Consider the following 11887-nt stretch of genomic DNA (forward strand, 5'->3'; position numbering starts at 1 on the left):
GCGCGCCGCCGAAGGCGGTCTGCGGCCCGGGCTCCTGCTGGGGCGGTCGGCGCTTTGCGCCGACTCCGCTGCGGTGCTCGCCCGAAGGCGGTGCCGCAGAACTCGCTTCGCGCCCTTCGGCCGCTGCGCTCAGACAGCTGCGGCAAGCTAGACAACGAAGCACGCCTGTCCTTCGGCAGGCGTGCCCGCCCTCGGGCTGCGCTCCTCGCCGCCCCAGAAGTCGCCCGGGCCGCAGACCGCCTTCGGCGGATCAACCGGCAGAGAGTTGCTTGCGCCGAAGGCGGGAGCGGGGCCAGGGGCCGGATACCGACACGACCTACCCCCGCAAAGGCGGCTGCGGGTGTGCCGGCGTCGCGCCTCTGTGGCGCCGAGGAGCGCAGCGAAGCCGGCCTGCACGCCTGCCGAAGGACAGGCGTGCTTCGTGATCTGACTTGCCGCAGCTGTCTGAGCGCAGCGGCCGAAGGGCGCGTAGCGAGTTCTGCGGCAGGCCGGCTTCGCGAGCACCGCAGGGAAGCCGAAGCGAAGCGCAGGCCGCCACAGTGAAGCGATGCCGGCACACCCGCAGCCGCCTTTGCAGCGCGCAGGCTTATCTAGCCCGCCCCCAAGCTTCCTCTTCTTCAATCAACGCCAACGCCCGAGCCTTCAGCTTGCGCAAGGCAGCCACCAGTTGCTCCGCCTCGCCTTCATCGAGCACAGAACGAAACGCACGGTCCCGCGACCGAGCCGCACGCGCGAGGCCTTTGATCTTCACGCGCCCTTCGTCGCTCAGCGACAGTTGGGCCGAGCGCGCATCGCTGCTGTGTGCGCTGCGTTCCACCATGCCGCGCTCGACCAGGCCGCTGACGATGCGGCTGATCTGCGCCTTGTCGGTGCTCGAATAGTCGGTGAGGGCGCGCAGCGTCACGGGCTGCAGATGCTCGATGAGCGCCAGCGTGCGCCATTCCATCAGGCTCACATCGTGCTCGCGCCGGAAGCGCAGCGCGGCGCTGCGCCGAAGCACGTCGGAGGTGCTGTTGACCTCGTAGCTCAAGAGCGGCAGAAAGGCGGGCGCGGCTGGCATGCGCCTCAGCCCTTCAGGACGGCCGCGTGATGCGCCACGTGGTCCGCCACGAAGCTTTGCACGAAGTAGTAGCCGTGGTCGTAGCCCTCTTGGCGGCGCAGCACCAGCGGCTGGCCGGCTGCGCGGCAGGCCGCTTCGAGGCGGTGCGGATGCAGCTGCTCGGCCAGGAATTTGTCGGCCAGGCCTTGGTCGACGAGGATGCCCTCGGGGTAGGGCGCTGCAGTCTGCGACTGCATCAACGCGCTGGCGTCGTGCGCGAGCCAAGCCTCTCGGTCTGCACCGAGGTAGCCACCGAAGGCTTTCTCTCCCCACGGGCATTCGGTGGGTGCGCAGATCGGCGCGAAGGCCGACAGCGAGCGGAAGCGGCCGGGATGGCGCAGCGCCAGCGTCAGCGCGCCGTGGCCGCCCATCGAGTGGCCGAAGATGCCGAGGCGATGCAAGTCGATGGGGAAGCGCTGGCCCAGGAGCGGCAGAAGCTCCGTCACGATCCAGCTTTCCATGCGCCAGTGCGTGGCCCAGGGCTCCTGCGTGGCGTCGAGGTAGAAGCCGGCGCCAACGCCGAAATCCCAGCTGTCGCTCTCGCCCGGCACGTTCGCGCCGCGCGGGCTGGTGTCGGGCGCGATCAGGGCCAGGCCGTGCTCGGCCGCGAGGCGCTGGGCGCCTGCCTTGACCATGAAGGTCTCTTCGTTGCAGGTCAGGCCCGCCAGGTACAGCAGCGCCGGCACAGGGCCCTGCGCAACCTGCGGGGGCAGGTACACCGAAAAGCGCATCGGCAACCCGATCTCGCGCGACGCATGTTCGAAGAAGCCTTGGGTGCCGCCGAAGCAGCCGTGTTCGGAGAGGGTCTTGATGTCGGGATTCATGGTCCGGGGAACGCGAGTTCGGCCAGTTCGAGCACCGCATCGGCGAAGGCCTGCGGTTTTTCCTGGGGAAGATTGTGGCCGGCGCCTGGCACCACGCGGTGCTGGTGCGGGCCGGTGAAACGGGGCGCGTGCGCGGCGCTGCCACCGATCGGCATCACGCCGTCGTCGGCCCCGTCGAAGGTGATGGCCGGCACGCCGATGGGCGGCTGCGCGGCCAGGCGGCGCTCGATGTCGTCGTAGGCCGGGTCGCCCGGCACCAGCGCGTAGCGATGGCGGTACGAGTGGATCACCACGTCGACGAAGTCGGGGTTGTCGAAGGCCGCGGCACTGCGCTCGAAGCTCGCGTGGTCGAAGGCCCAGGTGGGCGACCACAGTTTCCACAGCAGCTCGCACAGCGCACGACGGTCCTGCGTCAGCCCGGCGCGGCCGCGCTCGCTGTGAAAGTAGTACTGGTACCAGTAGCGCAGCTCGTTCTCGGGCGCCGCCGGCTTCGACGAGGCCGCGATGTCCTGGATGTTGTAGCTGTTGAGCGAGACCAGCCCCGCGCATCGTTCCGGCCACAGCGCCGCCACGATGCAGCAGGCGCGCCCGCCCCAGTCGTAGCCCGCGAGCACCGCGCGCGGAATCGCCAGCGCATCGAGCAGTGCGAGCAGGTCGGCACCGAAGGCGGCTTGCTGGCCGGAGCGCGGCGTGCCCGCATCGAGAAAGCGCGTGCTGCCGTAGCCGCGCATGCAGGGCACGATGACCCGGCAGCCGCGCGCCGCGAGCAGCGGCGCCACCTCTCCATAGGCATGGATGTCGTAGGGAAAGCCGTGCATCAACAGCACGGGCGGCCCGTCGGCCGGGCCGCTCTCGTGGTAGCCCACGTCCAGCACGCCGGCGCGGACCTGGCGCAGCGGCGTCATGGTCGTGGCCACCGCCGACGCCTCAGTAGACGACCACGCCGCGGATCGACTCGCCGCGCTTCATGAGCTCGAAGCCTTCGTTGATCTTCTCCAGCGGCATGGTGTGGGTGATCAGGTCGTCGATGTTGATCTTGTTTTCCATGTACCAGTCGACGATCTTCGGCACGTCGGTACGGCCGCGCGCGCCGCCGAAGGCCGAGCCTTCCCACTTGCGGCCCGTGACGAGCTGGAAGGGCCGCGTGCTGATCTCGGCGCCGGCCTCGGCCACGCCGATAATGATGCTGCGGCCCCAGCCCTTGTGCGTGCATTCGAGCGCCTGGCGCATCACCTGCGTGTTGCCGATGCATTCGAAGCTGTAGTCGGCGCCGCCGTCGGTCAGCTGCACGATCGCGTCGACCACGTTCGCATGGTCCTTCGGGTTGATGAAGTGCGTCATGCCGAACTTGCGCGCCATCGCCTCGCGCGCGGGGTTGATGTCGACGCCGATGATCTTGTCGGCGCCCACCATCTTCGCGCCCTGGATCACGTTGAGCCCGATGCCGCCGAGGCCGAACACGACCACGTTGGCGCCCGCCTCGACCTTGGCGGTGAAGATCACCGCGCCGATGCCGGTGGTGACGCCGCAGCCGATGTAGCAGACCTTGTCGAAGGGCGCGTCCTCGCGGATCTTGGCCATCGAGATCTCGGGCGCCACCGTGTAGTTGCTGAAGGTGGAGGTGCCCATGTAGTGGAAGATGGGCTTGCCGTCGAGGCTGAAGCGGCTGGTGGCGTCGGGCATCAGGCCCTTGCCCTGCGTGCCGCGGATCAGCTGGCACAGGTTGGTCTTGCGCGACAGGCAGAACTTGCACTGGCGGCATTCGGGCGTGTACAGCGGAATGACGTGGTCGCCCTTCTTGAGCGAGGTGACGCCGGGGCCGACGTCGACCACGATGCCAGCGCCTTCATGGCCGAGGATGGCGGGGAAGATGCCTTCGGGGTCGGCGCCCGAGAGCGTGTAGTAGTCGGTGTGGCAGATGCCCGTGGCCTTGATCTCGACCAGCACCTCGCCGTGCCTCGGACCGTCGAGGTCCACGGTTTCGATCGTGAGGGGCGCGGCGGATTTCCAGGCGACGGCGGCTTTGGTTTTCATGGGGGATGGCAGGGAGTGAAAGGCGCGGAGAGGGTTCCGCGCATCACTTTATGCCATAGAACGCGGCGGCATTCGTGCCGCGGATGGCGGCCTGTGCATCGATGGGCAACGCATCGAGCAGCGTGTCGGCCACGGCAATCCATTGCCGGTAGTCGCCGGCGAGCTCGAGCACTGGCCAGTCGCTGCCCCACATCAGGCGCGTGGGGCCGAAGTGCATCACCAGGTGGTCGACCCAGGGGCGAAGGCGCGCGGCGTCCCAGCCGGGGCCGGCCTCGTTGGCCAGGCCCGAGAGTTTGCAGAGCACGTGCGTCTCGGCGGCGAAGCGCGCCATCTGCGACGCCCAGGGCTCGAACTGCGCGTTCGCGATGTCGGGCTTGGCCGCGTGGTCGATGACCATCGGCAGCCGCGGATGCGCACGCGCGAAGCGGAAGGCGGCGTCGAGCTGATGCGGCTTGATCAGGAGGTCCAGCCGCAGGCCGGCCTCGGTCATCGCATCGACGGCCGGTTGCACGGCAGGGCGAAGGATCCATTCCGGATCGGCGATGTCCTGCAGCATCGGGCGCAGGCCCTTCAGCAGCGGCTCTTGCGCGAGCCGGCGGATGCGCGCGGGCGCATCGGCCGGCTCGAAGTCGGCCCAGCCGACCACTGCGCGCACGCCGCTGTCGGGCTGCGCCGCCAGCACGAGCAGCCGCCAGGTCTCCGCCTCGCTGGGCGCGGCCTGCACGAGCACGGTGCCGTCGATGCCGGCTTCGGCCAGCAGGGGTGCAAGGTCGGCCGGGCCGTAGTCGCGGTAGATCGGCCGCAGCGCGGGCGTGTCCTGCAGCCAGCCGTAGTCCTGGTGCGCGGTCGACCAGTAGTGCTGGTGCGCATCGATGCGCAGCGCGGCCACGGTCAGCGCTCCTGGGCCAGCGCGTCCCACAGCGCATGTGGGATGGGCGTGCGCGCCAGTGCGACGCTCTGGGCGATCTCTTCGGCGCTGCGTGCGCCGACCACCACCGCGGCGGCGGCGGGGCAGTCCAGCGCGAAGCGCAGCGCGGCGGCCGGCAGCGCGACGCCGAAGCCGGCGCACATGGCCGCGATGCGCTCGACGTGCGCGCGCACGGCCTCCGGTGCGGGCCGGTAGTGAAAGTGCGCACCGGGCGTCGCCCCGCTGGCGAGGATGCCGGAGTTGAAGACGCCGGCCAGGATGAGCTTCACTCCCCGCGCCACGCACAGCGGCACCAGCTCGCGCCCGGCCGAATCGTCGAGCAGCGTATAGCGGCCGGCGAGCATCATGCAGTCGAAGTCGCCGGCGGCCAGCGCGTCGCGGCAGACCTCCCATTCGTTCACGCCGATGCCGATGGCGCCGACCACGCCTTCGCCGCGCAGGCGATCGAGCGCACGGTAGGCGCCGTCCATCGCTTCGCGAAAGCGCGCGGGCTGCGCCTCGGCGCCGTGCGTGTGGCGGTCGATGTCGTGGATGAGTGCGATGTCGATGCGCGACAGGCCCAGGCGCTCCAGGCTCTGCTCGATGGAGCGCAGCGCGCCATCGTGGCTGTAGTCGAAGCGCGGCGCCAGGGGCAAGCCGCGCACGTAGCCGTCGCGCTCGACGGGCGGTGCGGGGTCGGGGCTCAGCAGGCGGCCGACCTTGGTGGAGAGCACGAAGTCGTCGCGGGGCTTGCGGCGCAGCACCTGGCCCAGGCGCTGTTCGCTGAGGCCGTGGCCGTAGAGCGGTGCGGTGTCGAAGTAGCGCAGGCCGAGGCGCCAGGCTTCCTCGACGGTGCGCCCGGCTTCGTCGTCGTCGAGCGGCGCGTAGAGGTTGCCGAGCGGCGCGCCGCCCAGCCCGAGCGGGCCGATGCGCGACAGCAGATGCGCGGCTGCACTCATCAATGCGGCCCCTCGGGGCGGACCACGCCCTTGCGCAGCAGCACGTTGCCGTAGAGGCGGGTCTCTGCGGTCTGCACGACGGCGAAGGCTTCGCGCGCGCGTGCATAGAAGTGCTCGCGCGGCAGCGGCTCGACGACCAGCGGCCGCGCTTCAAAGCCTTCCGCGAGGCGCTGGAACGCCTGCACCACCGGCGGCAACGTGTCGGGCGCATCGACCACGGCCATGCTGGCGATCGGCGATTCCACGAAGTCGTCCAGCGGCAGCAGGCTCAGCACCGCGGCCAGCACCTGCGTGGCGTCGGCGCCATCGACACGCACCAGCCGGCGCGCGCAGGCGGCGCCGGGAAAGTTGGCATCGACGATGGCCAGTTCGTCGCCATGGCCCATCGCGGCCAGGGCGTGCAGCAGGTCGGGGCCGAGCAGCGGGTCGAGGGTCTTGAGCATGGGGTGGCGGCCGTGTGCGGATCAGGGTGCCTTGCGGATGTTCCAGTACACCGGCACCGCCGCGTTGAGCACGCCGTCGAGCTTGCCCGAATAAGCGCGCACCAGCGACATCTGGCCGAGCGGCACGTAGGGCACGGTTTCGAGCGCGCGGGCCTGCACGGCGGCGGCGATCTCCTTGCGCTTGGCCAGGTCGGGCGCCACCGCGAACTGGTCACGCAGCTTCTCGACCTGCTCGTCGCATGGCCAGCCGAACCAGGCCTTGTCGCAGTTGGAGCGCAGGCCCAGGTGGCCCAGCGGGTCCATCATGTCGGCGCCGGTGGGGGCCGAGATGAAGAGCGACCAGCCGCCTTGCGCCGGCGGGTTCTTGCTGGTGCGGCGCGCGGTGAGCGTGCCCCAGTCCATCGACTGCGCATCGACCTTGAGGCCGGCGTCACGCATCACCTGCTCGGCCACCAGGCTCAGCACGTTGGTCAGGCCCTCGTTGCCGTGCAGCACCACCACCGGCTCGCCCTTGTAGCCGCTGTCCTTGATGAGCTGCTTCGCTTTCGCCATGTCGGGCTTGGGCCAGCCGGCAGCGGTGTAGTACGGCGAGCCGCACATATAGAAGGAGCCGCAGACCTTGTAGAGCTTCGGGTCGTCGACCGCCGCGCGCAGGAAGGTCTCCTGGTCGATCATCGTCAACACGGCCTGCCGCACCTTCGGGTTGTCGAAGGGCGGCTGCGTGGTGTTCATGCGGAACACGGCCTGCACGCCGAGCGAATCCTGCGGCGCCACCTTCACGTTCTTCGCACTCGCCAGGCCCTTGAGCATGTCGGCCGGCACTTCTTCGAAGATGTCGAGCTCGCCGGCCTGCACGGCGTTGACGGCGCTCTGCGGGTCGGGCATGTAGAGCCATTCCACGCGGTCGACCAATGCGCGCTTGGCGCCGGCCAAACCGCTGGGTTCGTCCTTGCGCGGCACGTAGCCGGGGTTCTTGACGTAGACGATCTTCGAACCGGGCACCCATTCCTCCTTCTTCATGATGAAGGGGCCGGAGCCGGTGGCGTCGGTGATAGGCGTGGTGGCCGGCGTCTTCGCGATGCGCTCCGGCATGATGAAAGGCACGTTCGAGCTCGGCTTGCCGAGCGCATCGAGCACCAGGCCCCAGGGCTCGCGCAGCTTCAGGCGCACCGTCTTCGGATCGACCGCCACCAGCTCGGCCGTGCGGCTCGCCAGCTGCTGGCCCAGCCCGTCGCGCTGGCCCCAGCGCTGCAGCGACGCGACCACGTCGGCCGAGGTGACGGCGCCGCCGTCGCTGAACTTGAGGCCCTCGCGCAGCACGAATGTGTACGTCAGGCCGTCGGGGCTGGCGGTATGGCTCTCGAGCATCTGCGGCTTGATCTGCAGCTTGTCGTCGAGCGCGAACAGCGTGTCGTAGACCATGTAGCCGTGGTTGCGCGCCATGTAGTCGGAGTTGACGATGGGGTCGATGCCCTTGAGGTCGCCGAAAGGCCGCACGCGTAGCGTGCCCTGGGCATGGGCGCCGGCGACGGCGGCGAGCAGCAGCGCGGCGGCGAGCACGCGCGGACGGAACGAGCGGGGCATGGTGGTCTCCTTCATGGTTGTGGCGCGGTCGAATCAGAAGCGGGGGAGCCCGCCACCGCGTGGCAGGCGACGAAATGCGCGGGCTCGATCTCGCGCAGGGCGGGCTCTTCGGCCGCGCAGCGCGCATGGGCCAGCGGGCAGCGGGTTCGGAAGCGGCAACCGCCCGGCAGCGCCGCGGCGCTGGGCACGTCGCCTTCGAGCAGCACGTGCTGGCGGCGCCTGCGCGGATCGATGGCGGGCACCGAGGCCAGCAGCGCTTCGGCGTACGGATGCAGCGGCCGCGCGAAGAAGGCCTGGCGCGGCGCACGCTCGACGATCACGCCGAGGTACATCACGGCGACCTCGTCTGCGATGTACTCGACCACGCCCAGGTCGTGGCTCACGAACAGGTAGGCCAGGCCGCGCTCGCGCTGCAGGTCGCGCAGCAGGTTCAGCACCTGGGCCTGCACCGACACGTCGAGCGCGGAGACCGGCTCGTCCGCGACGATCAACGCCGGCGACAGGGCCAGCGCGCGGGCGATGCCCAGGCGCTGCTTCTGCCCGCCGGAGAACTCGTGCGGATAGCGCGACTGCATGGCCACCGGCAGGCCGACGCGTTCGAGCAGTTCGCGCGCCTGGCGCTCGCGCCCGGCGCGGTCGCCCAGGCCGTAGTTGCGCAGCGGCTCGGCCACGATGTCGAGCGCGCGCATGCGCGGGTGCAGCGACGCGGCCGGGTCCTGGAACACCATCTGCATCTGCCGCCACACGCGGCGCAGCGCCGCGCTGCTGCGCGCGTCGACCGCCTCGCCGGCCACGCGCACCTCGCCCTCGCTCGGCGGCAGTAGCTGCATGACGAGGTTGGCGACGGTCGACTTGCCGCAGCCACTTTCGCCGACCAGGGCCAGCGTCTGGCCGCGGCGCACCTGGAAGGAGATGCCGTCCACCGCGCGCAGTTCGCGTCGCGCGCGGCCCCAGCCGCCGTCCATCTGAAAGCGCTTGGCGAGGTCGCGCACGTCCAGCAGAGGAGCCTCAGTCTGCATGTGCCACCTCTTGCGCGGCAACTGCCGTGGGGCCGGGGTTGAAGCAGGCGAAGCCGTGCCCGGCCGCCGGCCAGGCCATCGGCGGCTGCTCGTGCGCGCAGTGCGGCAACGCACGCGGGCAGCGGCCGGCGAAGGCGCAACCCGGCGGCAACGCGGCGGGCGACGGCACGGTGCCCGCGATCTCCTGCAGCCGCGCGGCGCCGGTGCGCAGCGCGCGGCGCGGCATCGCACCCATCAGGCCCTGCGTGTAGGGATGCACGGGCGCGTCGAAAAGCTGCGGCACGGTCGCCTGCTCGGCCACGCGCCCGCCGTAGAGCACCATCACGCGTTCGGCCATCTCGCACACCACGCCGAGGTCGTGCGTGATCAACACGATGGCGGTGCCCTGCTCACGCTGCAGCTCGGCCAGCAGCGCGAGGATCTGGGCCTGGATGCTGACGTCGAGCGCGGTGGTCGGTTCGTCGGCGATCAGCAGGCGCGGCCGGCAGGCCAGCGCCATCGCGATCATCACGCGCTGGCGCATACCGCCGGAAAGCTGGTGCGGATACATCGCGGCGCGGCGCTCGGCATCGGGAATGCGCACGCGCTCCAGCGCCGCGACGGCTTCGCGCCGGGCCTCGCGCCGGCCCAGGCCGCGGTGCAGCACCAGTGCCTCGGCCACCTGGCGGCCGATGTCGAGCACGGGGTTCAGCGAGGTCATCGGCTCCTGGAACACCATCGCCATGCGGTTGCCGCGCAGGCTGCACAGCGTGTCTTCGTCGGCCTGCAGCAGGTCGCGTCCTTCGAAGACGATGCGGCCGGCCTCGACGCGTGTGCCGTTGGGCTGCAGCAGGCCCATGATGGCCAGCGCGCTCAGGCTCTTGCCGCAGCCGCTCTCGCCGACGATGGCGAGCGTCTCGCCTTCGCGCACGTCGAAGGCCAGCTCGCGCACGATGGGGTGGAAGCCGCCCGGCCCGCGCACCGCGATGCGCAAGCCGTCGACCTGGAGCAGGGGAGGCGCGCTCATCAGGGCAGGGCGCGCGCGAGTCGCGGATCGAGGATGTCGCGGCAGGCGTCGCCGGTCACGTTGGCCAGCAGCACCAGCGCGGCGAGCGCGATGCCCGGAAAGGCCAGGATCCACGGCGCGCGGCCCAGGTAGTTGCGGCCCTCGGCCAGCATGTTGCCCCAGCTCGGAATGTCCGGCGGCGTGCCGGCGCCGAGGAAGGACAGCACCGCCTCGAGGATCATCGCCGAGGCGAAGACGTAGGTGGCCTGCACCAGCACCGGCGACATCAGGTTGGGAATGACGTGGCGGCCCATCAGCCGTGGCAGGCGCGCGCCGTTGGTGATGGCGGCCTGGATGTAGGGCTGCGCGCGGATGCCCAGCGTGAGGCTGCGCACCAGGCGCGCCATGCGCGGGATCTCGGGGATCGTGATGGCGACGATCACCGTGCGGATGTCGGCGCCGAACAGCGACATCAGCGCGATGGCGAGCAGCACGCCGGGGATGGCCATCACGCCGTCCATGCAGCGCATGATCACGCCGTCCCAGCGGCGCAGAAAACCGGCCGCCACGCCGATCGCGAGGCCGATGAGGGTGGTGGCCACCGCGACCGCCGCGCCGATGGCCAGCGACACGCGCGTGCCGTAGGCAGTGCGCACCGCCACCGAGCGGCCCAGGTGGTCGGTGCCGAACCAGTGCTCCCAGCCCGGCGCGCGCAGCCGCTGGATGGGGTTGAGGCTGCGCGGGTCCGGCAGCAGCAGCGGCGCGAGCAGGGCGAGCGCGATGAGAAGAAAGAATACGAGGGCGCTGAAGGCCAGCAGCGGATGGCGCCGGGCTCGCCCGGCCCATGCTCGCAGCCGGCCGCTGGCGGGCGACGAGGGTGGGGCAGGGGTGTCGAGCACGGCGGCCATCGCGTCTTTCACGCTCTTCAATATCGGATGCGCGGATCGAAGAGCAGGTAGCCCAGGTCGACCAGCAGGTTGATGGCCGCATAGGTGGCGGCGAAGAGCAGGATCAGGCCCTGCACGATCGGGTAGTCGCGCCGCGAGATCGCATCGGCGGCGAGCCGGCCCAGGCCGGGGATGTTGAAGACCGTCTCGGTGACGACCACGCCGCCCAGCAGCGCGGCGATGCCGATGCCCACCACCGTCAGGATGGGCACCGCCGCGTTCTTCAACGCATGGCGCAGCAGCACCTGCGGGCGCTTCAGGCCTTTGGCGCGCGCGGTGCGGATGTAGTCCTCGGACAGCACTTCGAGCACGCCGGCGCGCGTGACCCGGGCGATCAGTCCCATGTACAGAAAGGCCAGCGTGATCGCCGGCAGGCACAGGCTGCGCAGGCAGGGCAGCAGGCCCTCGGCCAGCGGGACGTAACCCTGGGTCGGGAACCAGCCCAACTGCATCGCGAACAGGTACACCAGCAGATAGCCGACCACGAAGACGGGCGTCGAGTAGCCGGCGACCGCGAGGCCCATCACCGACCGGTCGAGCCAGCTGCCGGCGCGGTAGGCGGCGATGGCGCCGAGCGGGATCGCGCTGGCGACGGCGATGACGATGGTCAGCATGGCCAGCAGCAATGTGGGCTCGATGCGCTGTGCGATCAGGCGCGACACGGGCTGTCCCGAGAATATGGACGCGCCCAGGTCGCCGGACAGCACGCGCCCGAGCCAGCCGAAGAACTGCTCGAGCACCGGCCGGTCGAGCCCGAGCTGGGTGCGGATGGCGGCGATCTGCTCGGGCGTCGCGTAGTCGCCGGCCAGCACCGCGGCCGGGTCGCCAGGGGTGAGCTGCAGCAGCGCGAACACGAACACGGCCACGAAGCCCAGCACCGGCACGACGGCGAGCAGGCGACGCAGCACATAGGCCATCTGGCGGTCCTTTCGTGGGATGTAAAACGTTTTACGAATTTACGTGCTGCTGCGAATGAGTGGCATCGGTGGAAACCTGTGCAAGGGAAAACACCGAAGGAATTCATTCATTCAGAAGCACTGCAGCGCCGGCGGTGCATCATGATTGAATCGTTTTATTCACCGATGA

General features: G+C 70.3%; 12 protein-coding genes. All 12 read right to left on the reverse strand.

Features of this window, described 5'->3' with window-relative positions; all coding sequences use genetic code 11:
• Positions 1 to 586 precede the first annotated feature (586 nt).
• From B0W80_RS13665 to B0W80_RS13720, 12 genes are read right to left on the reverse strand one after another with little or no spacing between them, the layout of a single operon-like run.
• Positions 587 to 1060, reverse strand: coding sequence for a MarR family winged helix-turn-helix transcriptional regulator (locus B0W80_RS13665; protein ID WP_076999696.1), 474 nt, complete (start codon positions 1058 to 1060; stop codon positions 587 to 589).
• Between the two features lie 5 nt (positions 1061 to 1065).
• Positions 1066 to 1923, reverse strand: coding sequence for an S-formylglutathione hydrolase (gene fghA / locus B0W80_RS13670; protein WP_076999697.1), 858 nt, complete (start codon positions 1921 to 1923; stop codon positions 1066 to 1068).
• Complete coding sequence (locus tag B0W80_RS13675; RefSeq protein ID WP_076999766.1) at positions 1920 to 2828, reverse strand: alpha/beta fold hydrolase; 909 nt, start codon at positions 2826 to 2828, stop codon at positions 1920 to 1922. The genes fghA and B0W80_RS13675 overlap by 4 nt, the downstream gene beginning before the upstream one ends.
• Positions 2829 to 2850: 22 nt before the next feature.
• Positions 2851 to 3957: an S-(hydroxymethyl)glutathione dehydrogenase/class III alcohol dehydrogenase gene (locus B0W80_RS13680; protein ID WP_076999698.1), complete on the reverse strand. Its 1107-nt coding sequence runs from the start codon at positions 3955 to 3957 to the stop codon at positions 2851 to 2853.
• 43 nt (positions 3958 to 4000) lie between these two features.
• On the reverse strand, positions 4001 to 4846 hold the full coding sequence (locus tag B0W80_RS13685) for an amidohydrolase (protein WP_256856569.1): 846 nt from the start codon (positions 4844 to 4846) through the stop codon (positions 4001 to 4003).
• Positions 4847 to 4848: 2 nt separating this feature from the next.
• A complete protein-coding gene (locus B0W80_RS34905) occupies positions 4849 to 5823 on the reverse strand; it encodes an aldo/keto reductase (protein WP_076999699.1) in 975 nt (324 codons plus the stop codon).
• Positions 5823 to 6266 (reverse strand): RbsD/FucU family protein, encoded by a 444-nt coding sequence (locus B0W80_RS13695; protein WP_076999700.1) that lies wholly within the window; start codon positions 6264 to 6266, stop codon positions 5823 to 5825. The genes B0W80_RS34905 and B0W80_RS13695 overlap by 1 nt, the downstream gene beginning before the upstream one ends.
• A gap of 21 nt (positions 6267 to 6287) precedes the next feature.
• On the reverse strand, positions 6288 to 7850 hold the full coding sequence (locus B0W80_RS13700; protein ID WP_076999701.1) for an ABC transporter substrate-binding protein: 1563 nt from the start codon (positions 7848 to 7850) through the stop codon (positions 6288 to 6290).
• A gap of 11 nt (positions 7851 to 7861) precedes the next feature.
• Entirely contained in the window at positions 7862 to 8869 is a 1008-nt protein-coding gene (locus tag B0W80_RS13705) for an ABC transporter ATP-binding protein (RefSeq protein WP_076999702.1), read from the reverse strand.
• Positions 8859 to 9875 (reverse strand): ABC transporter ATP-binding protein, encoded by a 1017-nt coding sequence (locus B0W80_RS13710; RefSeq protein ID WP_143684613.1) that lies wholly within the window; start codon positions 9873 to 9875, stop codon positions 8859 to 8861. Before B0W80_RS13710 ends, B0W80_RS13705 begins: the two co-directional genes overlap by 11 nt.
• On the reverse strand, positions 9875 to 10774 hold the full coding sequence (locus B0W80_RS13715) for an ABC transporter permease (RefSeq protein ID WP_256856570.1): 900 nt from the start codon (positions 10772 to 10774) through the stop codon (positions 9875 to 9877). Before B0W80_RS13715 ends, B0W80_RS13710 begins: the two co-directional genes overlap by 1 nt.
• A 5-nt stretch (positions 10775 to 10779) precedes the next feature.
• Positions 10780 to 11718, reverse strand: a complete 939-nt coding sequence (locus B0W80_RS13720; RefSeq protein ID WP_076999703.1) for an ABC transporter permease — start codon at positions 11716 to 11718, stop codon at positions 10780 to 10782.
• Between the last annotated feature and the right edge of the window lie 169 nt (positions 11719 to 11887).

This window comes from Variovorax sp. KK3 (assembly GCF_001984055.1).
Taxonomy (GTDB): Bacteria; Pseudomonadota; Gammaproteobacteria; order Burkholderiales; family Burkholderiaceae_C; genus Variovorax.

Excerpts from the sequence above, each read along its gene's own strand:
- fghA (WP_076999697.1), bottom strand. The coding sequence starts at position 1,923 with ATGAATCCCGACATCAAGACCCTCTCCGAACACGGCTGCTTCGGCGGC.
- B0W80_RS13700 (WP_076999701.1), bottom strand. The coding sequence starts at position 7,850 with ATGCCCCGCTCGTTCCGTCCGCGCGTGCTCGCCGCCGCGCTGCTGCTC.
- B0W80_RS13705 (WP_076999702.1), bottom strand. The coding sequence starts at position 8,869 with ATGCAGACTGAGGCTCCTCTGCTGGACGTGCGCGACCTCGCCAAGCGC.
- B0W80_RS13680 (WP_076999698.1), bottom strand. The coding sequence starts at position 3,957 with ATGAAAACCAAAGCCGCCGTCGCCTGGAAATCCGCCGCGCCCCTCACG.
- B0W80_RS13665 (WP_076999696.1), bottom strand. The coding sequence starts at position 1,060 with ATGCCAGCCGCGCCCGCCTTTCTGCCGCTCTTGAGCTACGAGGTCAAC.
- B0W80_RS13675 (WP_076999766.1), bottom strand. The coding sequence starts at position 2,828 with ATGACGCCGCTGCGCCAGGTCCGCGCCGGCGTGCTGGACGTGGGCTAC.
- B0W80_RS34905 (WP_076999699.1), bottom strand. The coding sequence starts at position 5,823 with ATGAGTGCAGCCGCGCATCTGCTGTCGCGCATCGGCCCGCTCGGGCTG.
- B0W80_RS13695 (WP_076999700.1), bottom strand. The coding sequence starts at position 6,266 with ATGCTCAAGACCCTCGACCCGCTGCTCGGCCCCGACCTGCTGCACGCC.
- B0W80_RS13710 (WP_143684613.1), bottom strand. The coding sequence starts at position 9,875 with ATGAGCGCGCCTCCCCTGCTCCAGGTCGACGGCTTGCGCATCGCGGTG.
- B0W80_RS13720 (WP_076999703.1), bottom strand. The coding sequence starts at position 11,718 with ATGGCCTATGTGCTGCGTCGCCTGCTCGCCGTCGTGCCGGTGCTGGGC.